The 25,821-nt window shown below is 44.2% G+C and carries 26 protein-coding genes and 2 pseudogenes; 6 read left to right on the plus strand and 22 right to left on the minus strand.

Annotated elements, in window-relative coordinates:
- Positions 1-45: 45 nt before the first annotated feature.
- Entirely contained in the window at positions 46-762 is a 717-nt protein-coding gene (locus tag RIG61_04580; protein ID MEQ9618431.1) for a hypothetical protein, read from the plus strand.
- Between the two features lie 360 nt (positions 763-1,122).
- Here RIG61_04580 and RIG61_04585 read toward each other — a convergent pair whose 3' ends face one another.
- Complete coding sequence (locus RIG61_04585; GenBank protein MEQ9618432.1) at positions 1,123-1,614, minus strand: nuclear transport factor 2 family protein; 492 nt, start codon at positions 1,612-1,614, stop codon at positions 1,123-1,125.
- Positions 1,615-1,920: 306 nt separating this feature from the next.
- The gene (locus tag RIG61_04590; GenBank protein MEQ9618433.1) at positions 1,921-2,457 is read right to left on the minus strand and encodes a nuclear transport factor 2 family protein; all 537 of its coding nucleotides are present in this window, start codon (positions 2,455-2,457) and stop codon (positions 1,921-1,923) included.
- Positions 2,458-3,126: 669 nt separating this feature from the next.
- Between RIG61_04590 and RIG61_04595 the strand changes: the two genes are divergently transcribed.
- Positions 3,127-3,792: an OsmC family protein gene (locus RIG61_04595; GenBank protein ID MEQ9618434.1), complete on the plus strand. Its 666-nt coding sequence runs from the start codon at positions 3,127-3,129 to the stop codon at positions 3,790-3,792.
- Positions 3,793-4,155: 363 nt separating this feature from the next.
- Here RIG61_04595 and RIG61_04600 read toward each other — a convergent pair whose 3' ends face one another.
- From RIG61_04600 to RIG61_04630, 7 genes are all read right to left on the minus strand, one after another.
- On the minus strand, positions 4,156-5,538 hold the full coding sequence (locus tag RIG61_04600) for a DUF2254 domain-containing protein (protein ID MEQ9618435.1): 1,383 nt from the start codon (positions 5,536-5,538) through the stop codon (positions 4,156-4,158).
- A 174-nt stretch (positions 5,539-5,712) separates the two neighbouring features.
- Complete coding sequence (locus RIG61_04605; protein MEQ9618436.1) at positions 5,713-5,877, minus strand: DUF1328 domain-containing protein; 165 nt, start codon at positions 5,875-5,877, stop codon at positions 5,713-5,715.
- A gap of 186 nt (positions 5,878-6,063) precedes the next feature.
- Positions 6,064-6,741, minus strand: coding sequence for a hypothetical protein (locus RIG61_04610; protein MEQ9618437.1), 678 nt, complete (start codon positions 6,739-6,741; stop codon positions 6,064-6,066).
- A 204-nt stretch (positions 6,742-6,945) separates the two neighbouring features.
- The gene (locus tag RIG61_04615) at positions 6,946-7,131 is read right to left on the minus strand and encodes a hypothetical protein (GenBank protein MEQ9618438.1); all 186 of its coding nucleotides are present in this window, start codon (positions 7,129-7,131) and stop codon (positions 6,946-6,948) included.
- A gap of 120 nt (positions 7,132-7,251) precedes the next feature.
- Positions 7,252-7,386 carry a DUF3096 domain-containing protein gene (locus RIG61_04620; protein ID MEQ9618439.1) on the minus strand — a complete coding sequence of 45 codons (135 nt, stop codon included), beginning with the start codon at positions 7,384-7,386 and terminating at the stop codon, positions 7,252-7,254.
- A gap of 105 nt (positions 7,387-7,491) precedes the next feature.
- Positions 7,492-7,836: a BON domain-containing protein gene (locus tag RIG61_04625; GenBank protein MEQ9618440.1), complete on the minus strand. Its 345-nt coding sequence runs from the start codon at positions 7,834-7,836 to the stop codon at positions 7,492-7,494.
- 66 nt (positions 7,837-7,902) lie between these two features.
- Positions 7,903-8,262 (minus strand): hypothetical protein, encoded by a 360-nt coding sequence (locus RIG61_04630; GenBank protein MEQ9618441.1) that lies wholly within the window; start codon positions 8,260-8,262, stop codon positions 7,903-7,905.
- 344 nt (positions 8,263-8,606) lie between these two features.
- Here RIG61_04630 and RIG61_04635 point away from each other — a divergent pair, with 344 nt between their 5' ends.
- Positions 8,607-9,662 carry an endonuclease/exonuclease/phosphatase family protein gene (locus tag RIG61_04635; protein MEQ9618442.1) on the plus strand — a complete coding sequence of 352 codons (1,056 nt, stop codon included), beginning with the start codon at positions 8,607-8,609 and terminating at the stop codon, positions 9,660-9,662.
- A 274-nt stretch (positions 9,663-9,936) separates the two neighbouring features.
- Here RIG61_04635 and RIG61_04640 read toward each other — a convergent pair whose 3' ends face one another.
- The 7 genes from RIG61_04640 to RIG61_04670 all read right to left on the minus strand — a co-directional run bounded on the left by RIG61_04640 (position 9,937) and on the right by RIG61_04670 (position 12,513).
- Positions 9,937-10,437, minus strand: a complete 501-nt coding sequence (locus RIG61_04640; protein MEQ9618443.1) for a ferritin-like domain-containing protein — start codon at positions 10,435-10,437, stop codon at positions 9,937-9,939.
- A 134-nt stretch (positions 10,438-10,571) separates the two neighbouring features.
- Positions 10,572-10,724 (minus strand): DUF3309 family protein, encoded by a 153-nt coding sequence (locus RIG61_04645; GenBank protein ID MEQ9618444.1) that lies wholly within the window; start codon positions 10,722-10,724, stop codon positions 10,572-10,574.
- Positions 10,725-10,844: 120 nt separating this feature from the next.
- The gene (locus tag RIG61_04650) at positions 10,845-11,042 is read right to left on the minus strand and encodes a CsbD family protein (GenBank protein MEQ9618445.1); all 198 of its coding nucleotides are present in this window, start codon (positions 11,040-11,042) and stop codon (positions 10,845-10,847) included.
- A 38-nt stretch (positions 11,043-11,080) separates the two neighbouring features.
- Positions 11,081-11,248: a DUF1328 domain-containing protein gene (locus RIG61_04655; protein MEQ9618446.1), complete on the minus strand. Its 168-nt coding sequence runs from the start codon at positions 11,246-11,248 to the stop codon at positions 11,081-11,083.
- A gap of 242 nt (positions 11,249-11,490) precedes the next feature.
- Positions 11,491-11,706 (minus strand): DUF2188 domain-containing protein, encoded by a 216-nt coding sequence (locus RIG61_04660; GenBank protein ID MEQ9618447.1) that lies wholly within the window; start codon positions 11,704-11,706, stop codon positions 11,491-11,493.
- 36 nt (positions 11,707-11,742) lie between these two features.
- A complete protein-coding gene (gene chaB / locus RIG61_04665) occupies positions 11,743-11,973 on the minus strand; it encodes a putative cation transport regulator ChaB (protein MEQ9618448.1) in 231 nt (76 codons plus the stop codon).
- A gap of 111 nt (positions 11,974-12,084) precedes the next feature.
- Complete coding sequence (locus RIG61_04670; protein ID MEQ9618449.1) at positions 12,085-12,513, minus strand: cupredoxin domain-containing protein; 429 nt, start codon at positions 12,511-12,513, stop codon at positions 12,085-12,087.
- Between the two features lie 377 nt (positions 12,514-12,890).
- Here RIG61_04670 and RIG61_04675 point away from each other — a divergent pair, with 377 nt between their 5' ends.
- Positions 12,891-14,231: an ATP-binding protein gene (locus RIG61_04675; GenBank protein MEQ9618450.1), complete on the plus strand. Its 1,341-nt coding sequence runs from the start codon at positions 12,891-12,893 to the stop codon at positions 14,229-14,231.
- Positions 14,232-14,244: 13 nt separating this feature from the next.
- Entirely contained in the window at positions 14,245-15,621 is a 1,377-nt protein-coding gene (locus tag RIG61_04680) for a sigma-54 dependent transcriptional regulator (protein MEQ9618451.1), read from the plus strand.
- A gap of 32 nt (positions 15,622-15,653) precedes the next feature.
- Here RIG61_04680 and RIG61_04685 read toward each other — a convergent pair.
- The 5 genes and pseudogenes from RIG61_04685 to RIG61_04705 form a co-directional block, all read right to left on the minus strand.
- A pseudogene (locus tag RIG61_04685) lies at positions 15,654-16,458 on the minus strand (family 1 encapsulin nanocompartment shell protein).
- Between the two features lie 83 nt (positions 16,459-16,541).
- Positions 16,542-16,830 (minus strand): annotated as a pseudogene (locus RIG61_04690) (encapsulin-associated ferritin-like protein).
- A gap of 66 nt (positions 16,831-16,896) precedes the next feature.
- Positions 16,897-17,781, minus strand: coding sequence for a mechanosensitive ion channel family protein (locus tag RIG61_04695; protein MEQ9618452.1), 885 nt, complete (start codon positions 17,779-17,781; stop codon positions 16,897-16,899).
- 83 nt (positions 17,782-17,864) lie between these two features.
- Positions 17,865-18,797, minus strand: a complete 933-nt coding sequence (locus RIG61_04700) for a mechanosensitive ion channel family protein (protein ID MEQ9618453.1) — start codon at positions 18,795-18,797, stop codon at positions 17,865-17,867.
- 84 nt (positions 18,798-18,881) lie between these two features.
- On the minus strand, positions 18,882-20,465 hold the full coding sequence (locus tag RIG61_04705; GenBank protein ID MEQ9618454.1) for an FAD-dependent oxidoreductase: 1,584 nt from the start codon (positions 20,463-20,465) through the stop codon (positions 18,882-18,884).
- Between the two features lie 708 nt (positions 20,466-21,173).
- Between RIG61_04705 and RIG61_04710 the strand changes: the two genes are divergently transcribed.
- Complete coding sequence (locus RIG61_04710; GenBank protein MEQ9618455.1) at positions 21,174-22,289, plus strand: AI-2E family transporter; 1,116 nt, start codon at positions 21,174-21,176, stop codon at positions 22,287-22,289.
- Between the two features lie 360 nt (positions 22,290-22,649).
- Here the strand turns inward: RIG61_04710 and RIG61_04715 are convergent, their stop codons facing one another.
- Positions 22,650-25,658, minus strand: a complete 3,009-nt coding sequence (locus RIG61_04715; protein ID MEQ9618456.1) for a PAS domain S-box protein — start codon at positions 25,656-25,658, stop codon at positions 22,650-22,652.
- Positions 25,659-25,821 lie beyond the last annotated feature (163 nt).

Genomic DNA, 25,821 nt, shown 5'->3' on the forward strand with positions numbered 1-25,821 from the left:
ACCCGATTTTAAGTTCATTGATTCTACTTAGTAGGACATGTTATTATGCAAAATATGAATGGTTTCTTTGAAATTGATATAAAAAATTTATTAGAATTTTTTGATGAAAAGCCCATTACTAGCCAAAGGCATGCTACTTCTCTTACCCAAATGTTTGGTGAAGACCTAGGTGCAGCTCTTTTTAACCATTATCTTAACTCTCGGGGGATTGAATCTCGTGTAATTTCAAATAAGTGTACGACAGGTAAAAAGAGTGGTCCAAGACTCGACAGATGGATACTAACAAATGAAAATGGGTATAGAGTGCTTTATCAAACAGAAATTAAAAACTGGTCAGCGCATGCTATAGGGGGCAGTATCATAAGGACGATGGCAAGCTCCGATGAGCTATCTGAATATGGAAAAAAGGAATGGTCAAATATTTGGGACTCAGAAAAAAGCAACTTTAAGTGGCCGACATTGAGCAAAGTGCTATTTGAGATGAAGGAACCTACAAACATTGAGTATGATGAAAAGAGACCGTTGTTAATTTATTGGATTCCACTGTGCTACATGGAAAGGTCATCTCCATTTTTTAACGTCCAAGTAAAAAGCAATATCTTTGATAGACTTTGGGTTTTTTCGATGTCCAGTTACTTGAGATCAATTAATACGGATAAGATAGTCGTAAAGAATATGCCGAACTTCGCAAATAGGTTATTATGGATTAACAGTATTTTCAAATCTATTGATGACCGTTTACCCCCCGATAATAGACCATAACTTAATTCTAATTCTTGATCGATAAGCTTATACACGTTGAGCAAGCGGGTATTTCACATTATTATTTTGAAAGATAAGTTGAATATTATTGATAAGAGAGTTGGTATTTATCAGCAATATCTTCGTTCGGAATACGTCTACTAAGGTACCCCTTACCATACTCTCATTCATTTCTGCAAGGAGATTAAACGGTTGCGGAAAATCATAGCTTGGGCCTTCGCCGTTCCATTTCTATATTCGGAAGTACAGTTTTAATAAGCGGTCGTCTCAGCTTTCCAATGGCCTTCTATATAAAGGGTTTTCTTAAGGTATTCTATCAAAAATCAGACTTAAACTATAGCACTGTTATAGGATGGCAGGTCACTTTTCGAGCCAGGGTAGAATGTCTGTGTGATGCCCTATCATCTTCCATTTTCCGTTCTCGCGTCTAAAAACATTAGTTGCCCGGATATTAACTTTTTCTGGCTTTCCGTTTATGTAACTTGTTCCACGTTCATAATTGACAGTTATCCCAATTTTATCATCCGCTATGACATGCATATCTTCCGGTTCAACCTTGCCACCCAATTTAAGTTTAGCCTGCTCCTCCCAAGAGTTTCGGACCTCTTCCCATCCGACTAATATTCCACCAGAAGGGCCCATGTAAGTAACGTCATCCGCATGTGACCAAACTTCTATCATGGGGTCTAAGTCACCTTTAAACATGGAATTCAGTGATGCATAAAACTGTTCGGCAGCCATTCTTACTTCTTTCTCATATTCTGCTGAATAAGAAAATTGGACATTCAGAAGCAAAAAGGCATAAGCCATAATGCTTACTTTTGAAATCCAACACATCTTAATTCCACTCATTTTAGCCCTCCTTATTTTGGAATCGCATACAACACAATATTTATCATGTACTGCTCTACTTTTGTCAAGCCCACATTAAGTTGTAATTATGAATAGTGTGAAATGTCCCTTTCCTGTCCGGTGACTGAACAAAAAAAGGAGAGCCGGAGCTCCCTTGAAGTACTTAATGAGTATATTGTCTTGGCTTTATGCTGCGGCTTTCCTTCTGCTTCTAACTATGAATCCGACTATTCCTGAAATACCTGCTATTCAAGAAGTTAGAATTGACATTGAGGAGCTGCTTCCCGAGCTCGATTTATCCAGATTTTATCTTTTCATCAATTCATTGGAAGGTAAACCGGGGTCGAGGACTTTCCGTGCCGTTTCCACTCCCGCTACGGGCATATTATCCGCACTTAATATCCCTGTTTGAACAAGTACCGAGGCTTGGTCCCAGTAAATGTGCTCGCTTGAAATTTTACCGCCCTCAAACCCGACTATGACGACAAGCGGAAGCTCGACCTTTTTTCCGGTCGGAGGTATGCCGGGGAGCAACCAGGGCATGTCTATACTATGCGTAAATTTAAATATAAGCTCATCCACGATGGCGTCGCTGCCGACAGTACGCGAAACCATTGCGAGTTCAACATCCTGCGGCTGGGAGGGGATGAAGTATTTCGAGTAAAAATTGCGTACATTATCTCTGCCAGAGCCCCCGGTCATTACAGGTACATGATTGACGTGAGGCTCATCAGTCATAGTCCGCATGGTTTCTTCCACATCCTTGGTCTCGAACTCGCACATCGTATGCTTTTCCCAAATATCCACCATCTTCTTCTGCTCCGGCGTTAGCTTCGTGCTCATTAACACCTCCCTAACCGTTATGTACGAAGGTTGTATACTGTACTGCTCCCCTTATGTCAAGCAGCGTTTAATTGTAAATCATGATTCCTGTAATATTCCTCTTCCGCCTGAATCGGTGGGCGGTAACCGGATGCCGAATGAAGGTAACTCCCGTTGTAATAAACAACCCACATGTCGAGTTCATGACTAAGCTCTCTTTACATTCCCCCACTCACTTAGCCAAAAATGCTCCTCCTTCATCGTTCTTATCATTCTCTCTGTATCCGCATTCCCCTCAGGGTTGTTATAGCTTGTAAATACTTGCTCTACTTCCATAGTGGAACAGGCTTTCATAAAGCTGAGTGAAGTAGGCTGACTTCCGTTATCGCTGATTAGCTCAAATCCATGACCCCTTACTCCTCCGGGGAACTCTTTGTTTAGTCCTTTCTCTAAAGCTTCCAGCCATTCTCTGCTTGTTGCTCTTGTTCCACAGATGTATTCCGTACTCGTTACATATTTCTGATACGGGTCTGCCGGACAAATCTTCGAGTACTATCTTAGCCTTGGTTTTAGAACTCCATCTCCTTCGCTTCATTGTTCCCGCTCCTTAATGGGGAGCAGTATAATTTTTATCCTTGAAAGTACTATCCTGCTTGTTTTATAATTTAAAAAAAGGGGAGGTATAGTGTTATGTCAAAGTTTAACTCGTATATTGCATTATCATTTATCTTGGTCATATCATTAGTTTTCTTTGGGTCGTTAACTATAAGCCAAGCAGAAACGGAAGATACTAAACCAGGCACTGTAATTAACGGCTTAGACACTGCTAAACTGAACGGGCTTATTGACCACTTAAAGAAAAACCCGGATAAAGGGCGTGTTACCTTTTATTCAAAAGCGCGTTGGCAGGATGGTATGAGAGCTTTTACAGGGTTCAGGGGGTACAAAATTGACGGAGAGATGGTACATGAAAAGACCCGTGAGTTTGTTCTACTTGGAGATGAAGCTACAGAGCTTAGCGGGACCGATGCAGCTCCCGGAGCCGTGGAAGAACTCATGTACGCTATCTCAACTTGTGTAATTGCAGCGGCTAATGCAAACGCTGCTTTAATGGGTGTTAAATTAACCCGTCTTGACGTGGACATAGAAAGTGATCTGGATATGCATGGACTGTTTGCGCTCGACCCCGAAGTTAGGCCGGGTCTTACAAATGTGCGGATGAACATTACAATAGCGGGTGATGCAGAAGAAGAAGTTTTAAATAAGATTGCAATGCTAGGCTACCAGTACTCACCTGTTTCTGAAACTACTAGAAACGGAATTAAATTTACTCCAAATATCACTGTAGCCAGGTAGTGATGAAGGGCCTCGATCATGCTTTAAATATACTCTAGGGAATGAGAAATTTGGAACTAACATACTTTATGGAGGACTCTATGAGATTAATTTTCGCTACTATGATTGTTGTAGCGTTGTCCAGTAATGCTTTTGCTGGTCTTGTTGTTGTGCAACCTATTAGCGTGCCTACCATAGGTGAATGGAGTATGATTGCCATGTTTGTCCTACTTGGGATTATTGCTCTGATCGCGCTCAGGAAACGTCTGGCGGCTAGTTCCGATAGGTAAGCTATTGAGAGGTGAACGGCAACAGTAAGACATGCCTATAATCTCAACACTGGGCCGATTCTCATGCTAATCTCAGGTGATTAAACATCGCTTTTCAAATCTGGCCCTCTTTCGCTCCTAACAATTCCAGTACCTTCACGTATCTGTCCTCGACATCCTTTCTGTCCAACTCCTCGGGCAAGCCGTTATAGCCCCCGCGCCTTATCATTTTCGCGTGGCGGAGGAGCGCTTCCTTCTCAATTTCTCCCGAAACCGCTCCGGCTATTACCGCTATAGATTCCAGCAGCCTGATTGTAACGGCTGCGCTACTCTGTCCGTATTGACGTATCTGGTTGAAGGAAGCATCCAGGAGGTTCGTAAAAGTCGTGGTCTTGGCGATTATCCTGAGCTGGTTTTGCTGATCGTATCTGTAAGCCGAGGGAGTGCTTCGTCCGGCCACCTCACAAAGGGCTGATGTCAGGTTATCGATGCACATAATAGCCGTAAATGGATCGTTTATACCGGGGGACAATGCCCTTACTGCAATTTCGACCAACTGGTCTATGGCATACTCGGCATCCTGCTCGCTGGTTCTTTTCGTGCCGAGTATGAACGATCCCTCGATGTCGCCTTTCGTATCTCCATCGAGCTCTTCTCCGGGCCATACATAAACAAGAGCTCTTCCCTCAACAACGAAATCCCCGGGCTTGTGCTCTATCTTGAGTATAAGATTCCTGGAGGTGGACAGGTCCATTAACCCGTGATTATCCACAACCCTTACATAACCGCTTGAGGGAGCTGCTACAGGTCTGGATTCCTCACTGAAATCGGCTGGTAATTCTTCAGGTGAAATCCACCATGAACCCAAATCCTTCCTCCCATGTCCGATTTTTTCGGGAAACAGATCTTCGATGGCTTTATCCAAATTGCTTTTCGCTCCATTTATAACGTTTGAGGCCCTGATTGAAGTTGCAGCATGATCTATAAAATATATAAATACGCTGATACTAAATATCGCGAGTAATAAGGCAACCGTGACCGATAGTTGCGGGATAAATGAACTGTCTCCCCCCCTTATGGTACGCAAAAGCAGCAAGCAATAAACAAATGTTGAGATAAATGTGCCGAGAACTACCTGGTTTCCCCTGTCACGCATGAAGTTCTCAAGCAGTCTTGGGCCGAATTGACTCGACGCGAGCGTAAGCGCCACAATCAATATGGAGAATACGACGCCGGCGACGGTGATCATCGAGCCCGCTACTGTAGAAAGGAGCGCGCGGGCTCCGTCGGGAGTGTTCACGGTAAACCATTCGAAGGACTCGATCCATTCGGTTTTGATTACTCTGTAATCAATGTATATCGTCGTAAATGACAGGAACACGGAGAAAATGACCATCAGGGCTGGTAAAAACCAGTAGCTCGACCGTATTGAATACCAGAGGGCTTTAATAAACCAGAAGAATGAACGTATTTCGTTGACAGGGTTGAATGTTTTCAAGTTAGTTATGACCTTGGATTCCAGGTAACAATAATGAGGATAGCATAATTTATATGTCCAGTTGAGATAAAGATATATAATTTAAGGAGAAACGAAAAACGGCATTTATGTTTGAATGCATAAATGCCGTTTTCGTGGTTGACGTCAAAAGTCAGAACTTCAAGCCCTAGGTCTTCATGCAGGGGGTCGCCTGCCAAAAATAAGGGCGACAATAAAAATTATTAAAAACACTACGAACAATATTTTAGCAATACCGGCCGCCGCTCCCGCAATACCGGTAAAACCTAAAACAGCAGCTATAATTGCAATAACAAGAAATACCAATGCCCAGCTTAACATATTCCTTACCTCCTTTAACTTTTTTCATATCAACTTCGGCTGCTATTAACATCTAATCTTTAAGCCCTGCAATAGTCTTCTTTAGACTTTGTTTCAAATGATTGCAGGAAAAAGGGACGGAGGGAGAAGATATCCTGCGCTTCTCAACGAGTTTCTCACTCCCCGCCGCTTTCTCTCTACAGGAGTTTATTCTTCTACTTTTGTCTGTGGCTTACTATGATTAGTCTCATCATACTCGTCATCTTGATCATCTACGAGCCATGATTCGAGATGCTTACCTATTCCGTAAGGTTTTCCGTCTCTCATGTTTACCACGATTATATCGCCTTCTTCAATTGTCTCTGTCTGCAGCTCTTCCATGCTCTGAAATCCTGTGATCTCGGCAGTATGCACGACCCCGTCCTTATCCTTTATTGTTATGGTGTCGCCATCCACCTCGGTCACTCTGCCCTTAACCGACGTTGTTCCCGTTGGATCAAAGTCAGGGGCATCAATGTCTACCGTCCAGGCCTCTGCTGTCTTTGATATAGCATAAGGCTTGCCGTCCCTTGAAAGAACCATAACGCGGTCCCCAGTTTCAAGCGTTTCAGCCTGGAGCTCCTGAAGGTCCTGGTAACTGGTTATTACGACCGTATGCTCCATTCCTTCCTTGTCCTTGATCGTTACCTTATCCCCGTCAATCGCGGTAACCTCGCCCTTATAATTTCCGTGATCTTTCATCTCTTTCATATCCGAATCCTGCTTCATAGTTTCTTCGGCATGAGTTTTCGAATCCTGATCATGGTCTGTACTCCCGGCATACAGGTTACCGCCTGTCAGCATTAAACCCGATGCCATGATCGTTGATAATAACAACTTACTCATATAAACACCTCCTAATTGTGTTATGCCTCTACTAATGTGCAATGTTCATGCCATCTATGGCGATTATACATTATCACATCAATATCAGCTGGTTAAATCTAATTCTTAAAGCAAATCATAAGAATCCGGTTCATTAAAGAAAAATGTTTTACAGTTCTAGGTGTAGAAATATCAACACTTGGAAGCGGGTTTTTAATGCCACTATCAATCAACCGCATCCTCCGCCTTGTCGCCGACGTCCTCCATCTTATCTCCGGCGTCCTCAGCCGCGTCGTCTATCTCCTCTCCGGCCTCTTCTGCCGGTCCGTCGCCGCTATCGGGGCATCCGTATATACCAGCAAAGGATATTCCTAACAGCAAAGCGAATAATACGTTTCTTAATATATTCATATTGATTCCTCCTGGTTCAAAATATTTTTTATATTTCCTTTCTTCACGAACTACCTGTTCGGAAGGCGAGTCGCTGAAAGGCTTTAGATCGTATCGAACAAGCCGCTGCTCCCATGGAGATTATTGTATCAACCCAAGGATCCCTATAATAATAAGGTAAATCGCTATTACGTAATTCAATATTCTCGGGAAGATAAGAATAATTATCCCGGCAATCAAAGATACTATCGGTGTAAGCGCAAGATTTAGTTCCATGAAAATTAACTCCTTTGATCAGTATGTCGATATTTTTTTGACATATATATCCAAGGGCTATCATATGTCACACTATATAATCCTCAAGTTCCTATTACTTGAGCGTCAATACTGTTTATTGTCGTCATTAATTTCAATGTCACTAACGACGATTAATTTGTTGTTCACGGATACCACACCGTTCGCACGCCCTGCAATCTCTTCAGCCTTTTGCGATTCCATTTCCGAGCTAACAGTCCCACTCAGCGTAACAACTCCGTTGGTGGTATCGACATCTATGTCGAGTCCGCCTACGTCGGAATCAGCCAGAAGCTCGGTTTTTACCGTCGAAGTTATTACGGCATCATCTATTACCTCACCGGTGCTTCTGTTACTTTGCCTGTCTGCGCAACCGACAATACCAATAAGAACAAACAGAGTTATAAACAGCTTCAGTTTATTATTCATCATTTTTTCTCCGCCCCTGGTTATTTTTTTAAAATTTACATCTTGAAAATCAGCCTTCACGCAATCGAGTCATGGCGAAACGTGTTTTCCCGACATGCCTTTATAGGTAGAGGGGTCCGTTATGAATTCCATTCTGTGTTTTTCACTACAGAAATAGTATTTTTCATGAGAGTCCTCCTCATGATGCTCCTGCCTGACCGCAACTTCCTCTGATACATTCTGACCGCATACAGCGCACTTGATTGCGCCTGTGTCAATGCCCTCTTTTCTAAAATGAGTCCACACGGGCTCATACTTATCGGGGTCTTTCAGGAATTCCATTCTGCAATTCTCACAGCAGAAATGGTATTCTTCATCCCCGTGTGACTGCCTCACAACGTCTTCGATATTGCGCCCGCATACGGCGCATCTGGATTTATGCTGTGTCATAATAAAACCTCCGCATTTTGATTTATGCTTGCATATACAGCGTTGCAATATCAGTACCATGAATACGAACAGAGGTATTAGTGAACAATTATAGAGTGTTACGAATTAATGACACGGGGATAATAAAATAAATGTACAAAACTAAACAGTAGAAATTGTTAATAAATGGACAGCGGTAACTTGCGAATAGTCAATTATCTAAGTCTATAAGAGAGTCATTGGCTATTTCCGTAATATGGCGGCTTTTGCTTTGACATTAATAATTTTTGGCAGCCGACGGGAATTTTAAAAATAAAGCAAAAAAATGGTGATAAAAAATATAAAGTGAGTAGAATAAGGGCTTAATGAAAATCATTATAACAATTATAGCAATAGTATTTATCTCAGCTACCGCCCTGCCGTTAATACGTTACGAAGACTGGTGGATAAGAATATTCGATTTTCCACGCACCCAGATCGCGGTAGGAGGTCTTATAATCATGTTTATATACTTGTTGGTTTACAACAAAACAAATTTCGCGGAAAATATTATATTTATTATATTGATAATATGTGTTGCATATCAACTTTATAGAATGTATCCCTACACCCCGGTGGCGTCGATTCAGGTTTTGAACAACGAAGAGAATGATCCGGAAAAAAGGTTGAAAGTGCTCGTGGCCAATATATATATGAAAAACCGGGATTCCGGGAAATTCATAGAGCAGATCAGAAATACCGACCCGGATATCGTCTGCGTGCTCGAGCCTGATGAGTGGTGGGATTCGGAGCTGGAAATCTTTCAAGACTCTTATCCATATTCTAAAAAGCACATTTCAGACGACACCTATGGAATGATTTTTTACTCAAAATTAAAACCGGTCTTATCGGAAGTAAACTATCTGGTGGAGGATTACATACCCTCCGTTCATTCGATACTGGAGTTGAAGTCGGGAGACCTTATAGAATTTTACTGCGTCCATCCTAACCCGCCCAATCCGAAGTACGCTGATGATACGGTGGAGCGGGACGCCGAATTGCTGATCGTAGGAAAGAAAGCCAAAGAGTCGGATATGCCGACTGTAGTGGCGGGTGATTTGAATGATGTTGCGTGGTCTTACACTACAGGTTTATTTCAGAAAATAAGCGGCCTGCTCGACCCGAGAATAGGGAGGGGGTTCTACAACACTTTTCACGTGAAATACCCGATCATTCGCTTCCCCTTGGATCATATTTTTGTATCGGATTCTTTCCGTGTTGTCGAGTTGAGGAAGCTCCCGGATGTAGGGTCGGACCATTTCCCGATACTTGCCGAGTTCAGTTACGAGCCCCACAACAAAGATGAGCAGCAGAAAAATAAGCCCGAAGCTGATCACGAGGACAGGAAGGAAGCCGAGGAAAAGATCGAGGAAGCAAAATAGCGGTGATTAAAGAATTGGAAAGCAAAAAGAAGGTATGCTCTTTAAATGTTATAATTATTTTTGATAAGTTTTTCGGGCGGCAATCCGTTAAGATTCTCTTCCTGGCAAAATCCCTTTTTACAAACACTGCAAGTTTCTGATAATCTGACCTTACGTGCTCCAGCGTTCTTCACCAATCTCCTCAAGATCAATGAGGAACGTATTAGCCCGGCCCGGCGGGTGTATTAACTCGTCCGGGGAGTCCAAGGCATAGCAAGAATTCCGCGTTCTTTCGTTACGCGGACGCGATTTTAGGGTTGACCCTTTTTACTGCTATACGCGTAAGGTTTTTGTCGGCTTTGCTCTCTTCCTTAAGAGACTTGTCCAATAGCTCCGAGGTATCCTTGTTGCTCAGTAATTTTGCATAAGTCCTCAGTGTTCCGTAGGCCGCTATCTCATAGTGCTCGATTCTCTGCGCGGTAGCGATCAGCGCAGCATCCACTACGTCAGGCCCCAAATTTTCCGACTTTTCGAGTATCTCTTTGCCTTCCTCGATTAATCCCTCGATTCCCCGGCTTTTCTTACCTCTGGATTTTAATCCTAAGTCTTCAAAAATTTTGTCGAGTCTTTCCACATGTCCCTTGCTCTCCTCCAAATGCTCTTCGAATGCGTCCTTGAGCTCGGGGTCCGCCGCCGCTTTTGCCATCTTTGGCAAAGCCTTGACGATTTGCTTCTCCACGTTGTAAAGATATTGCAAATCACTTCTGAACAGTTCTTTCAAAGTATTGTCTTTCATTTATAAATCTCCTTGTCATTGGATCAATAGTTATATTCTCACTACCTTGCGAAGCAAAAAACCGCTCTATCCTTCACGTCTCCTCCGCCTGGAAAAATTAATAACTCATTTTTGATACTACTAAAAAAAGCGCTCTACAAGTAGCCTAGTAGCAGTAATATCAGGACTATAATCAAAATAGTCCCCAAAATTCCCCCGGGGAAATATCCCCACTCCCTGCTATAGCCCCACGTGGGCAAAGCACCGACAAGTAGCAGCACCAAAATTATTAGTAATATAAGTCCCATATCGTCCCTCCTTAATCTTGTTTTTCAATTCATCGCCCGGACCTCAAAGCTAAAAGACCGCCCTTTCCTTCAATCGATGGAGCAAAGGGCGGCCAGAGGTATGGGGTAAATAGGCCCTCATTAAGCATTTTCAGACCATTCATCCGCTGATTTTTGAGCTTCTTCTTTGGTATATCCGTATCTCTCCTGCAGCTTCCCCACCAACTGATCACGCTTTCCCTCTACAACATCGAGATCGTCATCGGTCAGCTTTCCCCATTTTTCTTTCGCCTTGCCTTTAACCTGTTTCCAGTTACCTTCAATCTGGTCCCAATTCACTGTAATCACCTCCTTCTGTGTGAGATTTTTTCATTGTTTCAGTACGTGGTTCCCCGTCTTCCGAATATCAAGGAAATTACGAAGAGTATAAGGAAAACGAAGAACAATATTTTTGCTATTCCGGCAGCGGTGCCTGCTATACCCCCAAAGCCGAGCACAGCCGCCACAATAGCGACAATTAGAAAAGTTAACGCCAGACCCAGCACTAGTTTCACCTCCTGCCTTAATTCTATTTAAGCTTTCTTATGCAATCGTTAAGTCTTTGTATAAAATCATTGCAACATGCATGCCAGAATACGGGCGCAACATAATTATTTAATGTTTGCATTAGCTTACGGACATTATAAAAAGGTTCAAGGTATTCAGAATTAGGGGTTTGTTAAAAATCGGACAGTAAGAATTGGAGAACATTAAACTACCTGGAAACGCAGTACCGACCCTATTATTTTTATATCTTCTGCCGAGCGTCCCTTTGAACCGGGCCGTCACTCCTGTGGATAACTATCCGGGCCATCAGCTCGATTTTAGCCATTTTCCTCGCTTCTTTTACCGCATGTACTTTAGTAGTAAACGGACCGAATACCTTTCCCTCAGGCTCCTCCTCTATTTTCCAGCCGGGGGGCTTTTCGCTGGGAAGCACATGAAATGTTTTCATTTTAACCATAGCCGATTGATATCCCGATACCGGTAGGTGCCCCGATCAGTCGTCCTTACGTACCCATTTATCATTTTTCTTCTCATACTTTTTTTTCACCGCCGCCCAAGCCACTTTGTGTGCTACTTCCTCGCGCGAAGCGTCGCCCCTTCTGTCTTCCGGGTCGGAATACTCATCCCATGCGCTGTTATAAGCTTCCATATAAATGTCCTGAGCATGTCCGGGCAGATTGTTTTTTACCGAATCGGGCAATTCTGATTTTTTATCGTAAGGCATGTCTTTTCTCCTGGTCTAATTATTTTTTCGTAACGGCTCCGATAAATCGTACGGTAATCAGCACCGTCAACGAAGCTTATGCAACCGGGACTTCCCTACATAACAGTAGGGTTATTCACCCGGAGCCGGGGTGGATTCCTCTTCGGGCTCCTCGACCTTTATCACACTGGCCATTCCCTTATTTTTGTGATCGTCCACCGGGCAGTAAACGTTGTACCTTGAGGGCTCTAGTTCGACGTTCATTCTCCTCGTTTCACCGGGCTTTAAATTATCCTCAAATCTCTGCATTGTATCGATACCCTCTATAACGAAGCTGTGCTCGGAATCACCATTGTTGGTTACTTCAAACACCTTGACCCCGGGTTTGATACTATCGCTGTCGATCTCCAGGTTATATTCCGTCAATTCAACCTTTATAACCTTATCTTTATCGCCTTCAGGGGCGGTATTGCAGGATATAAATGCAAAAACCAGGATAGCAAAAGAAACTAAAATGAGAACTTTCCCCTTTTCGTTAATCAGCTGTATGACTGCATTCATGTAAGAACCTCCTTTGCGGAATCTATGTATATCACTTCGTAGTTAATAGTCATGCAATGATTGTGCCAGGCCTTGAATATTGTCTCAATTTCAATAATGCAAGGAGATTACGGATCTTTTTTTAGTATAAAATGGATAAAGTCGTTATTATTTAACAGTAAAAACTGTTTAGAATCATACAAATCCTCCCGGAGAAACTGACAAGCGTATCGGCTTTCTATACCTGGGGGTTGCCTATGTTCCTTGTATCATTGAAGATTTTTATGGGAGATTAGCAATATCCAACCATGGCATCATAGTTGCAAATTCAATTAACTGGTGACTATGCTCGGGCTTGTATATAATATGCACAAACTCCATCTATTGAGGAAATTGATTTGACACTCGATAAACAAATCACTATCGGTTTTTTAATAATGCTGGTCATTATAGTAATTGTGAGCGGTTTCTGCATGTACAGCATCAGCAAGCTTAAAAATACAAAGACCGCTTTCGGAGATAAAGAACTTACTTTCTCTGAGATAATATCCGGCTTCGGAAAGGACGAAAACGAAGAGGGTAAAGGGGAAGGTATTTTTGGGAAAGATATCTTCACAAAGAAAAATTTGTTCGATGCCATCGAGATTGCTGATAAACAAATAGGCGTCGCCTACTTCAATATTGCCGTAGTAGCCACTCTCGCAATTCTTTTCGGCGGGATTATGACAATAATGTTTCCGAAACGTGTGACGAAGCCGATATTAAAACTCGTCGACGCCACCGTTAATGTAAGAGAGGGGGATTATTCCTACAGGGTTGAAGACATAAAGGGGACCGACGAGATTGCAAAGCTTGTCACTTCCTTTAACAGAATGCTGGGCAGCATAGAAGCCGAGCACAATCAGCTCGAAGAGCGAAACGCAGAGCTTGAGGAAAAGAATGAACTAAATAAAAGACTGCTTGAAGAGACCGAAAACTTTAACCGGATACTTGAGGAGAAGATCAGAGAGGTTACGTCCGATCTCGACAGCAAGAATAAAGAGCTCCTGAGAAACGAGAAACTCGCTACAATTGGTGAAATTGCCACTAAAATCGCTCATGAGATAAGGAACCCGCTTTCCGGGATAGCGGTTGCCCTTGAAAACATACAGAGTGAGGTTGATCATAACAAGCCAAATAACAGGATATCGGAAATAATCAGAGAAGTTAACAGACTCGATAATATAATAAGGGAGCTGTTCCAGCTGGCTATTCCCCGGGAAGTAAGTCTGGTCCGCGGAAATCCGAACGAGCTTATTGACAGGGTCGTAAGCCTTATATCTCCGCAAGCCTCGGAAAAAAACATAAAAATAGAAAAAAATACTACAGAGACGGAAAAGGAAATAGGGCTCGACTTCGAATTGATAGCGCAGGTACTCATGAACCTGATGATAAACGCGGTCGAGTCGATCAAAGAAGACAAGGGCAAAATAACTATAAGTTCCGACTATAGCGATAATAAATTTATTATCACTATAACCGATACGGGCTCGGGTATAGTGGATGGGGACAAGGACATAATATTTCAGCCCTTTTACTCTAACAAGAAAAACGGGACCGGACTCGGACTCGCTATTTCGAAAAGAATAATAGAGGTGCACAGGGGTGATATTTCTGTAGAGAGGAATGAAGGCTCCGGTTCAACATTCATCGTTACCCTACCTACGAATCTTAGCGAGAAGGAACTAATAATAAGTTAATATTTTATAGATAATGACTAAAAACATTCTAATTATAGACGACGAAGTATTTTTCACAAAAAAACTGGCTAAGAACCTGTCGGGGGAAGGCTATAATCTCATGACCGCATTTACCGGAAATCAGGGTATAGAGCTCGCGCGTGAGCATTTGCCGGACATAGCCATAATAGACCTAAAGCTGCCCGATCTCGACGGTCTCAACGTCTTGCAGCACCTCTCCAGGATTGACCCTCCTCCTATATCGATAATAGTCACGGCCCATGGTTACGTTGAAGCCGCCGTTTCCGCAATGAGGCTGGGCGCGTACGATTTCGTCGAAAAACCCTTTCCGGTAGATAAAATAAAAATCATTATTCAAAACGCGCTCAGCTCAGCCAATCTCAGGAAAACCGTGGACGTATCGACTAGAAGGGAGCAAAAAAAATACGGCTTCGATTCGCTTGTAGGCGAAAGCGAAGTTATACGCGATTTAACGGCGCTCATTAGAAAGATCGCCGCCGGGGAGCCCAAGATGGTGCTTATTACGGGGGAGACCGGTACCGGTAAGGGCCTCGCGGCAAAAATACTTCATTACAACAGCAAGAGAGCTGATAAGCCTTTTCTGGAAATGAATTGTGCGGCGATTCCGGAAAATCTGCTGGAGAGTGAGCTTTTCGGTTATGAGGCCGGGGCGTTTACGGATGCGAAAAAATCCAGGTCCGGGATTTTTGAGGACGCGGACGAAGGGACAATTCTGCTCGATGAAATCGGTGATATGAGTCTTAACCTCCAGGCAAAGCTAATTAAAGTGGTGGAGGAGAGAAACTTCAGAAGGCTGGGGGGTAAAAAGGATATAAAGGTGGATTTACAGATAATCGCCGCCACGAATAAAGACTTAAAAGAGCAGGTAAAAAATGACTTGTTCAGACAGGACCTGTATCACAGATTGAATGTAATTAATTTAGAGATGCCCGGCGTAAGCGCACGGAAGGAAGATATTCCCATTCTGACGGATTACTTCGTCAAATATTTCAACGATGATCTTAACAAAAATATAACAATCATCCCCGAAGAAGTTCGAAAATCATTCCAGCTGTATGACTGGCCCGGCAACGTCCGGGAGCTGAGAAGCACTATAGAGAGGGCGATGATACTGAGCGAAGGCGAGGAGTTGAATCCAAACTACATACAGCTTGAGATCGAGAATGAAGACATAGAAGTCAGGACGGAAGGAAATAAAATGAAGCTTGAAATTTCCCTCGACGACTCCTCCCTCGACGATATAGAACAGAAGATAATCAGGCAGACGCTCGAACAATACGACTGGAATCAAACCAGGACGGCGAAAGCTTTGAAGATAAACAGGCAAAACCTCAGATACCGAATGAAAAAGATGGGGCTTCTAAGCTAATCATAGACTATGCGGCCTCTTACGAAATGCCTCTATTTTTTGTCCGAGATAATTACAGCGGCCTCAGGCACAAGCAGTCTGAACGCCAGACTTTCCTGAAGATAAAGCTCTACTTTCGTTTTGCCGTGATCCGTATATCCGATGGAAATATCCCTGCCTATTACCAGTTCAAAGTCTCCTCCCCTCATGCTTATTACAAGCGCGCCCTTGATCGCAGGCGCCCAGACTATGGGGCCGTCTATGAGTCTTCTGATATGGTTTATAATTGGGTATCCGCCCTCGACAGTGCTTGCCAGTCCTTTATAGTGTCTGGGACTGAGCGCTATCGCGTAAGGTCCGGTAACGCCTGTTTCGCGAAGTACCTCCACGGCTTCCGTTATTGCTACGGGGTAAGAGCCGTACCCTGCCTTATTTACCACAGGATCATGCACGCTGCCTGAGCAAATGCCCTCGAATCCCGCACCCGAGCTTCCGAAGAATACTATACTATCCTCCGCGACGGCAATTTTCTGCGCTGCTTTACGAACCGGGTCGATCGGGGTCCTCAAGACCCCTGTTCACCGAGTCAAGCTCATCGATTGACAGCTCAAACGGCACTTTAAGCTCTACCATAGGTCTCACTATTCTTGTGTGCGCCTCCACCCCTGCGACCGGTCCTTCTTTTTCTTTCCTGTACCTGCCCAGATTTACCGCGGAGTAATCCCATCCCTCGGGCCCCCTGAAATCCACCAATTTACGGGCCGCGAGATAACTCCTCAAGGTGTGTTGTGCTTCTTCCTCTATTTCCGACCATGCTTCTTCGGTGATGGGTGCCAGTTCTCTTTTGAGGTCGTTCATGGTTTTTCTTCTCCTTTAAGACTCCCGATATTGAGGGACTCTCCCAAGGCTTTATCCCTATCGTTTCCCTCCGATTCCTCCTTGTCCGCTATGGGTCCCTCGGTAAAAAGATAATCCCTAAGCTGCTTGTCGAAACCCGGGTCTTTCCTCCTTAACCACTCAAGGGACATGGCGGCATGCTCTTTTTTGCTCTTCACGGTTATGTTCGAGAATCTTTCTGAGCTCCTCATCCCCGGTTGCGTCAATGCGCTGCTGATACCAGTCGATCGCCTCCAGTTCCTCTATTAAAGAAACAATACCCCTATGCAGCTCCAGCGTACGTTCACTCAGTTTTTCCAGGGGTTCATGAAAATTTGCGCTAGCTTCAGCCATTTGTTTCCTCCTGTAAAATATGCTTTGGATAGACCTGTGCTCACCAACTGTAATAAAAAATTAACCTCACGATTCTTCCCGCTCCCCTCGTTTGCTTCTCATCAACTTTATCGGAATAGGAAGCTTTTCATTGTAGATTTTGAGCTCCAGAATGTCTGCCGGAAGGGTTATCTTGTTTTCTAAAAGAGCCTTCTTGGCCTCGTCCATAACGTCATTCTTAATCTCGAGATCATCCTTCCTGTAATCAAAAGTATCGACCCAAAAGAATACGCGCATATTGATCGTGCTCGTGGCTAGATCTTCAACGTAGACTACAGGCGCCCTTTCTTCTCCCAATACCCCGTCAACTTTACTGATAGCTTCTATTATTACCTTCCTCGCGTTATCAACATCGTCCTCATAATCAATGCCGATCAAAAATTCGTATCTTAAAAATCCGTCCCTTGTGTAATTGATAAGAGGTGTCTTAACTACCATGGCATTGGGCACATATACATCCTTTCCATCAAATGTCTTTATGCGGGTGTTTCTGAGGTCAAGCGCTTTTACTATTCCGAAGGTATCCCCCGTCTCTACCTTGTCACCGATATTATAGGGCCTCGCGAACGCAAGTATAATCCCCGCCAGAAAATTCTCGCCGATATCCTTGAAGGCAAAGCCTATGATTAAAGCAGACACGCCCGCTCCGGCTATGAGACCTCCGGCAATGCCCCCGAGACCGAGCACGAACATACCCAGGATAATTCCCGCTACTATGAGCGACCACTTGGACAGCCTTCCGAGAAATCTTGCCAGCAAAGGATCGTCGATACGAGACGAAGCCCCTTTTGTAATTAAACGGCTGATTTTAGCGCCGATTAAAACCATAATGATGAGGATAATCAGCGCGATCGCAATCTTGGGAACCAATACGAGGAAAGTTTCCCAATAGCCCTCGAGTATCTGAGCCATCTCATTCAATTTTCATTGTCTCCCGATCAGTTGAACTGCTTTATAGAGTTATAAAAAAATGTACGAGTTTAAGCCGGCTGATCTCAAGCCGGTCTCTTCTCTCCGCCGGATGCAAATTCGGTGGCTTTATCTTCTTTATCATTCTCAGTTTCTGTGTTCTTTTTGCTGAAAACCGTCTCCAGAGGCTCCTTGAATGTGAGTGTGCGATAAGGAAACGGAATCTCGATTCCGGCTTCGTCGAGCGCCCCTTTGACCGCGGCCACCACTTCGTCACGGGACTTTCTGATCTCGAGCGGACTCGAACCGGTCCACCATGTAACTTCAAAATCTATGCTGCTCGCGCCGAAGGCCTGTGCGAATATCTGGACTTCCCTGCTGTTATCGACACTATCGAGGCCCTCGACAGCCTCCTTTATTACCGCCCTCGACTCATCGACATCCTCCCCGTAGGCAACTCCGCACATTACCGTAATACGCCTCAGATCAAGGTCCGTTCTGACCTGCACCGGGTTTTTAAACAACATTGCGTTCGGTATTACGATACGCTGACCGTCGACCCTTCTTATGTAGGTGTCACGAATGTTGATGTCTTCCACAAACCCTTCCATGCCCTCGCATTCTATGAAATCCCTCAATTGAAAAGGCTCTCGGAGCAGTATCAGTATTCCGGCGAGAAAGTTCTCGAATATATCCTTGAAAGCAAAACCTATCGCGATCGAACTCAAACCTATGACAGTCAGCAACTTAGCCGGCGTGAAATCGGGGAAAATGATCACCGCAGCAACCATGACGCCAATAAGCCATATAAATATGTAGCTAAGTTTCCTGAATAATTCGGATAGTGAGTCGCGGAGCCTAATACGCCTGAAAAAAGAGTTCAGAACCCGGTCGACCAGGCGGTATATCAACCAGGTTATAAAAAGCACGATTAGCGCTATGAGAATTTTTGGAAGGTGGGCGAGAAAGCTTTCACCCATCTTGGTCGCGCTTTCCAGAATGATATTTACAGGTTCCATAATGTTCTCCATAATCCGCTTTTCCCGTTAACGAGTTTTTATAAGGACTCGACGACCATCTAATGCCGTACTTATTCTATAATTCTACTTATTTATCAATTTTAGTAAATTCAACGAAGTATTCTTGAGCTTATCGGGATTCGGCATTTTTCCCAGCCTCAGCAGTTCTTCAATCGCCGCCATTTCCCGGTCCCTCTTATTTCCGCCTGCGGCCAGGACCTTGCCTTCGCTGACGAAGAAGGTAATAAAATCCTTATTGGAGACGTTTCCCCAGGTTATGAGATAATCCCAGGATTCCGCGTGTCCGACGTAGCGGAAATTAAGCCCTGCCTGCGCGGTCCAGAAAAAAGGAACCAAGATCGAGGGTATTCCGTTTTCAAGCATGTTAACCGCGGCGTGTATGCCTTCCTGCTCGGCTGTCCGCCAGTGTTCTATTCTGACATGTTTTCCGGTTTCCATGTCGGGATAGGAAGCTATATCCCCCGCCGCATATATATTTTTCGCCGCGCGGTAGGCTTCGTCCACTTTTATACCTCCGTCCGGATCAAGTTCGAGGCCTTGTATGAAATCCGTTACGGGCTCGACGCCTATTCCGACTATTACTAGCTCGGCCTCTACCTCATCCCCGTTGTCCAGGATCACTCTCTCAACCTTGCCGTTCCCTTTGAATTCCGAAACTTTGCGCTCAAGCTTAAAAGTTACGCCGTTATTTTCATGCTCGGTTTTGAACATACCGCCTATCTCCGCTCCGAAAACTTTTTCAAAAGGCACCGATTCCCTTCCGATTACCGTCACGCTGATACCCCGCTCCGTTAGATTGTGCGCGGTTTCCATGCCTATGAAACTCGCCCCGATGACAGCGGCTCTGGAGATTTTCTCGGCAGAGTCAATTATCCTGTCCGCATCGCTGAAACTCCTCAGTGTAAATATGTTTTCCAACCCCGAGCCGGGAGCGTCCAGCTTCCTTGCACTGCCCCCTGTCGCAACTAGGACCTTATCGTATTCAAGCTCCGTGCCGTCATCGAGCCTGACTGTATTTGTAGAGCCGTCAAGCCTCACGACTTTGCGACCAAGCACCGTTTCTATTCCGTATTCATCGTAGAAGTCCTCGGACCTGAGCGGCATCCATTCCTCTTTCGCTTCGCCGCTCAGATACTCTTTGCTCAAATTGGGGCGATCATAGGGAAGCTTGTTCTCACGTGAAATCATGATTATGCGTCCCTTGTAACCGTTTTCACGGAGGGCCTGAGCCGCCGCGTAGCCCGCTGCACCGGCTCCGATTATAATAAAAGTCCTTTTATCAATCGAGGGCTCCGCCTTTGACATCTCGGGTTTACGCCTGCCCTTGAATTCCTCCGGGAGCATTAAAACGAGATTATCGCCTTGTGTTTTCAGTTCGTAAGAGACAAGCGCGTCCAGTGCGGGGGGCTCCATTAAATCCCCGGTCTTCGCATTGAAACAGGCATGGTGCCACGGACATACAATCCTGCCGTCGCTCAAAATACCCTTTTCGAGAGGAGCTCCGTAGTGTGTACAGAACGCGCTTACGGCAAAGAATTCACCGTCGATTCGGCTTATCAGCACCTTGTCGTCGGAGTCATCCAGGGCAACTGTTTTCATTTCATTATCTTTAAAATCTTCCAGTTTTCCAACAATTACTTCTTTCATTTTCACGAAACCTCCCACACTACCCAGTATAAAGATGCAACTTCTAGATTTCTATGGAAATTTTAAAGTGGGTGCAGGAACTGGGTGCAGGAACATTGTATACATAAAATAAGCAATATGAATACCAGATGGCCGGGTACTGATAAAATGTAGTGATTTGAGCTGCTTAGATTAAATGCTGATAATTGGGATGTGCGGATAGAATTAAGAACTGTTTAATATTCAACAGCAGTATGTGAATAATAATTATCAGTATTTTGACGAGAGCATGCTAATTTTTGTAATCACACAATTATTCCCAATCACGCGATAGGCTACGGGACTTCCCGGTGGGATCGGGGGGAGGGGGTTCGGGCGGCGGTTCCGGCTCAGGGTCGGGAGGCGGGGGCTCGGGCGGATCTTCCGGATTCGGCCTTTCGTAGAATTCAAAGTTTCTTTTTTTGAAATTCAAATCCATTCTCGTCATGAATTTCTAAATAAACTGTTCTCCGGTTCTGTATCATTACAATAATAACATAGTTAAACTCCATGTGTTAAAAAATGTCTCCACAGAGTTCCGCTTGATTACTGCGGGCAGCTTGTGAATAATTTGAGTCCCTTTGAAAGGAATTTAGTTCATTACTTAAGATGCCATGACGATTATACACTTTGTATGTATAATTCAGCCTGAAAGCTAAGTTAACTATCACGTAAACAACAGGATGAGATATGAGCGACAACGAAGTCGAGAACAACCAAAAACCGGAGCCGGATATTGGCAAGCTGGGTAAATTATTCAACGGCACTTTAAGCGTTCGGTCCCTTTCTATTTCAGGACTCTTTATACTGGCCGTTCTATATACTTTATACGTAGCGCGCGCGATTTTTATACCTATCTCCTTCGCGATTCTTTTAAGTCTTCTTCTCGCTCCTGCTGTGAACGCACTGAAAAAAATAAGGATTCCTGAAGAGCTGGGAGCCGCGGTTGTGCTGATTTTGCTCCTGGGAATCCTGTCAGCGAGTGTTTACGTTTTTTATCAACCGGCTACGGAATGGCTGCAAAAAGCACCTCAGAGCTTCACGAAGGTAGAACAGAAACTACGCGTTATTAAAGAACCGGTGGAGAAGGTTAGTGAGGCAACAAAGAGCGTTGAGAAAATTACGGAGGTTGAAGCCGAGCCCCTGGGTTCGACCGTGGAGGTAAAAAGGGAGAGCCTGATGGATGTCCTCATCTCTCAAACCTGGGAATTTGCGTTCGGTGTCGCGACAATGATAATACTTCTTTACTTCCTGCTCGCGTCCGGCGATCTCTTCCTCAGGAAGGTTATAAACATCCTTCCGAAATTGAATGATAAAAAACGCGCGGTCGAGATAGCGCGTCATATCGAAAGCCATATTTCCAACTACCTCTATACAATTGTGACTATAAATATATTCCTGGGGGCGGCGGTGGGCGGGGCGCTGTATCTCCTTAAAATGCCTAACCCGTTCCTATGGGGCATTATGGCCGGACTACTAAACTTCGTCCTCTACCTCGGACCGACTGTGGGCATAATAATAGTGGCTATCGTGGCCTCCGCAACCTTCGATAATTTTTATCAGGTCTTACTTCCTCCTCTGGCTTATTTCATAATTAACGGGCTGGAGGGAAACTTTATAACCCCCATGATACTGGGCAGACGTCTTCTGCTAAATCCTGTCGTCATATTTCTGGCTCTGCTGTTCTGGGGGTGGATATGGGGCATACCGGGGGCGCTTATAGCCGTGCCGATTGTGGTAATAATTAAAATAATCTGTGACAACGTCGAGTCGCTCGCGGCGATTGGAGAGTTTCTGGGGAAATAACACTGGCTTACATATGAACTGAGTTCCGATAAAAATATTAATGCCGCTGATATGATCTCCAATGTCTTTATTGGGAATACATCCATTGACATACCCGCTGCTTTCAAACTAGGATTGCAAAACAGCGGCACTTTCTTTAGCTGACATTGATGTTTTTAATTTAACCGCTCTATCGGGGCTCTTCATTTACTTCACCAAATGGGAAACAGCTCCCGTATCGGTGTCGGCGCCAATACCGTCAAAAGCCGCGCGTGCGCGCTAGGGACAGGTTAAACACCTGCTCACACTATATGTGCGGCACTGTCATTAGAGTGTATATTCTGCACCATTCGCCCTGGACTGCAAGGCTTTCTTGAGCCGTCAATTCATAAAACCGGCACAGAAAATCTCATTCACCCGGACTTTAAACTTCTCCAGTTTAAAGGGTTTAATTATGTATGGATTTCCCGCCTCATGCAGGAAATCTATGGTTTCGTCGCTAGGGTCGCCCGTTATGAATATAAACCGGCTTGAAAGTTCCGGATTTGTTTTTTTAACTTCATAAAACAGGTTGACCCCGTTTATTTCAGGCATTTTTATATCACAGACAATCAAGTCATATTTGCTTGAATTTATTTTCTTGAGCGCCTCCCTGCCGTTTGAAGCCACGTCTACAATACTTTCTCCCTCTTCCAGAACAGCTTTCACAAGTTCTGTTACGATCGCCTCGTCCTCTACTATCAATACTCTTTTTTTCTTTAATTCTTTTGAGAAACCGTGTTCAATTTCGTCTTTGCCGATTTGGGGCTTCGTATCCGGCTTTATTATTGGCAAGGTAATAATAAACCTTGTGCCCTCTTTACGTTTATTTTGTATCTGAATATCCCCGCCGTGTTCTTTGATAATTCCATAGGCGACGGAAAGACCGAGTCCGGTTCCTTTCCCGGGCTCCTTGGTTGTGAAAAACGGATCAAAGATTTTTCCTTTTATTTTTTCCGGAATGCCGGGCCCGTCGTCCGTAAAAGAAATTTCTATAATGCTATCTTTCTTGATTCCGGTGCTGACTTCCAAACTACCCCGGTTTTGAGATTCAACAACTGCCTGCTCTGCGTTTAATATTACGTTGGTAAAAACCTGTTGAATCTGATTCGGGTCTACCATTGTTCTCGGCAGTGCGGCGTCCAGTTTCTTTGCAATTTTTATGTTGTCCAGTTTTAGCTGGTATTCTCTGAACTCAATCGATTTTTCCAGCAGGTCATTAATGTCTTCGTAGCTTCTGACCGGAGAATATTTTCTGGAAAATGAAAGGAGTTTTTCTATAACTTTATGAACTCTCTGGGCGGAGCTATGAATGATTTCTATGGAGTCTTTATTCTGCCGGTCAATATCGGGCTTCGTTAACAGCCTCTGCGAATAACCTATAATCGGGGTAAGCGGATTGTTAATTTCGTGAGCTATGCTTGAAATAAGCTGACCTAAGGACGCCAGCTTCTCTGACTGAATCAACTGCTCCTGTGTTTTTTTTATCTCATCAATCATCTTCGCTTTCGCGATTGCGATTGCAATCTGGTCTCCGAGTGCGGAAAGAAAAAGTACTTCTTTTTCGCTGAATTTTCGCTCCTTATAGCTGAGAAACCATATAACGCCTATTACATTATGTTTCAGGTATATGGGCATGCCCAGAAGACTGTGATGCCCGAGTTTTTTTCCGCTGGGTCCAATGTCGGGATCTTTCTGGGCGTCTTCGATATTTATTATTTTCCCGCTGTTTATCACTTTCCATGTTATTCCGACAGGGCAGGGTATTTTTGCCGCTTTTTTTAAATAATAATCCGGTACATTCCTGTATGCCTCCAGTACGGCTTCTTTCCTCTCTTCATCGAGCAGGTAGATCATCGCTATGTCAACGTTTTGCATTGAGATAATTGTATCAAGCGCGACTTTGTAGACTTCTTCCAGGTCCAGAAACCTGTGAACGGCTTCCATCAGTTTATTGAGAAGAGTTAATTCTTCCTCTGCTTTCTTTCGCATTTTATAGGCTGAAAGAATTTCCCCCGCTATGCGTAATAGTCTGATTTCTTCTTCAAGCCAGACGCGGGACCTCTGTGCGTCGTTTAAGCTCATGTATCCCCAGAGCTCACCCTTGGCTGAAATTATTGGAACAGCTATAAGGGAGCGTATATTATTGGATTTAAAAAGTTTTTTTTCTGCATCGGCTTCAATCGGAAGGGAGTCCGTATCTTCTATCGCTATATTCTCACCGGCTGTCAGTTTCTTCATCCACCACGGGTAAAGCGCGCAATCGATATTTTGATTAATATGCTCCTCGGAATCCGTTCCGGAATCAGACCAGGAAAACGTTTTACCTGAGGAGATGCCGGATTCAGGAAATTGATAAACGTATCCGCTGTTGACAGCGAGCGTAGTACACAGAATGTTAAGAACCCTGTTTAATCCCACATCATCGGAGCTGACAAATATTTTTGAAATTTCGGCCAGCGCGTTTTCTATCGAGAGCTGGTACCTTATCTTCTTTTCTGATTCGACGCGCTCCGTGATGTCCCTTGTAATTATTACCCCCCGAATCTCGCCGTTACCCGTGATGAACGGATTTCCCGTGCATTCAAGCCAGTTATATTGACCGTTTTTATCCCTGGCTCTGAAAGTAGCAGTTTCGGTTGTCATATTTAAAACAGCCCTTCTGAAAGTCTCCAGAGCGTTGGGGAGGTCGTCGGGGTGGATAAACTCAAATGCGTTTTTGCCTGTAAGCTCTGACTGCTCGTATCCCGTGAGTTCCGTGCAAGGGGGATTGACGTACAGAATGTTTCCCAGAGAATCGACCTCGTATATGAGTTCATAGCTGTTCTCCACGATGGTTCTATACCTTTTCTCGCTTTCGATTACTGCGTTTTCCGCCTCTTTAATTCGTGTAATGTCCCTGAATACGAATACTGCGCCTTTAACTTTCTTACGTCCATCCATTATAGGCGCGCAGCTTGCCGACAGGAAAAGACGCGAACCGTCACGAGATATCAGAACCGTGTCATTCGGAAGTCCGACTTTCTTCCCCATATTCATCGCTTTGGTTGCCGGATTTTTGCACGGCTTATCGTTTCGTTTATTTACAAGGCAAAAGACTTCGCTGAGAGATTTTCCCGTGGCTTCATCACAGCTCCATCCTGTAAGCTGTCCGGCCCTGTTATTGAATAGAATTATTTTCTCCCGCTTGTCAACGATAATGACTCCGTCACCGATGCTCTGAAAGGTAACGGATTGCTCGTTTATCCGCCTTTCGAGCTCTTTATTATTTTTCTTCAAACGGGAAACCTGGCGGCGTAGGTCCCCGGTCTCGCTGATCAGCTGTGCTTTGGATATATCTTCATATGCCATTAATCTCGCTCCATTTCCAGGGCCGGGGGGGCAAATTTATTGTTTACTGTATTCCAATCTTGCCGGCAAGTTCCGAAATTATTGCTGAGGGCGTATTTTTAATTGAATTTTAAAATGCAGCGTTAATTGTCTATTTACAATAATTAAGGCTACTTTCGGCGAT

The organism is Deltaproteobacteria bacterium (assembly GCA_040223695.1).
In the GTDB taxonomy this organism is placed as follows: Bacteria; Desulfobacterota_D; UBA1144; order Nemesobacterales; family UBA2774; genus JAVKFU01.

Coding starts and splice junctions, on each gene's coding strand:
- RIG61_04670 (MEQ9618449.1), bottom strand. CDS start 12,513: ATGAATGCAGTCATACAGCTGATTAACGAAAAGGGGAAAGTTCTCATT.
- RIG61_04580 (MEQ9618431.1), top strand. CDS start 46: ATGCAAAATATGAATGGTTTCTTTGAAATTGATATAAAAAATTTATTA.
- RIG61_04695 (MEQ9618452.1), bottom strand. CDS start 17,781: ATGGCTCAGATACTCGAGGGCTATTGGGAAACTTTCCTCGTATTGGTT.
- RIG61_04620 (MEQ9618439.1), bottom strand. CDS start 7,386: ATGGAACTAAATCTTGCGCTTACACCGATAGTATCTTTGATTGCCGGG.
- RIG61_04640 (MEQ9618443.1), bottom strand. CDS start 10,437: ATGAAAGACAATACTTTGAAAGAACTGTTCAGAAGTGATTTGCAATAT.
- RIG61_04700 (MEQ9618453.1), bottom strand. CDS start 18,797: ATGGAACCTGTAAATATCATTCTGGAAAGCGCGACCAAGATGGGTGAA.
- RIG61_04590 (MEQ9618433.1), bottom strand. CDS start 2,457: ATGAGCACGAAGCTAACGCCGGAGCAGAAGAAGATGGTGGATATTTGG.
- RIG61_04635 (MEQ9618442.1), top strand. CDS start 8,607: ATGAAAATCATTATAACAATTATAGCAATAGTATTTATCTCAGCTACC.
- RIG61_04630 (MEQ9618441.1), bottom strand. CDS start 8,262: ATGACACAGCATAAATCCAGATGCGCCGTATGCGGGCGCAATATCGAA.
- chaB (MEQ9618448.1), bottom strand. CDS start 11,973: ATGCCTTACGATAAAAAATCAGAATTGCCCGATTCGGTAAAAAACAAT.
- RIG61_04705 (MEQ9618454.1), bottom strand. CDS start 20,465: ATGAAAGAAGTAATTGTTGGAAAACTGGAAGATTTTAAAGATAATGAA.
- RIG61_04710 (MEQ9618455.1), top strand. CDS start 21,174: ATGAGCGACAACGAAGTCGAGAACAACCAAAAACCGGAGCCGGATATT.
- RIG61_04615 (MEQ9618438.1), bottom strand. CDS start 7,131: ATGAATATATTAAGAAACGTATTATTCGCTTTGCTGTTAGGAATATCC.
- RIG61_04585 (MEQ9618432.1), bottom strand. CDS start 1,614: ATGAGTGGAATTAAGATGTGTTGGATTTCAAAAGTAAGCATTATGGCT.
- RIG61_04645 (MEQ9618444.1), bottom strand. CDS start 10,724: ATGGGACTTATATTACTAATAATTTTGGTGCTGCTACTTGTCGGTGCT.
- RIG61_04595 (MEQ9618434.1), top strand. CDS start 3,127: ATGTCAAAGTTTAACTCGTATATTGCATTATCATTTATCTTGGTCATA.
- RIG61_04715 (MEQ9618456.1), bottom strand. CDS start 25,658: ATGGCATATGAAGATATATCCAAAGCACAGCTGATCAGCGAGACCGGG.
- RIG61_04605 (MEQ9618436.1), bottom strand. CDS start 5,877: ATGTTAAGCTGGGCATTGGTATTTCTTGTTATTGCAATTATAGCTGCT.
- RIG61_04625 (MEQ9618440.1), bottom strand. CDS start 7,836: ATGATGAATAATAAACTGAAGCTGTTTATAACTCTGTTTGTTCTTATT.
- RIG61_04680 (MEQ9618451.1), top strand. CDS start 14,245: ATGACTAAAAACATTCTAATTATAGACGACGAAGTATTTTTCACAAAA.
- RIG61_04660 (MEQ9618447.1), bottom strand. CDS start 11,706: ATGGTTAAAATGAAAACATTTCATGTGCTTCCCAGCGAAAAGCCCCCC.
- RIG61_04610 (MEQ9618437.1), bottom strand. CDS start 6,741: ATGAGTAAGTTGTTATTATCAACGATCATGGCATCGGGTTTAATGCTG.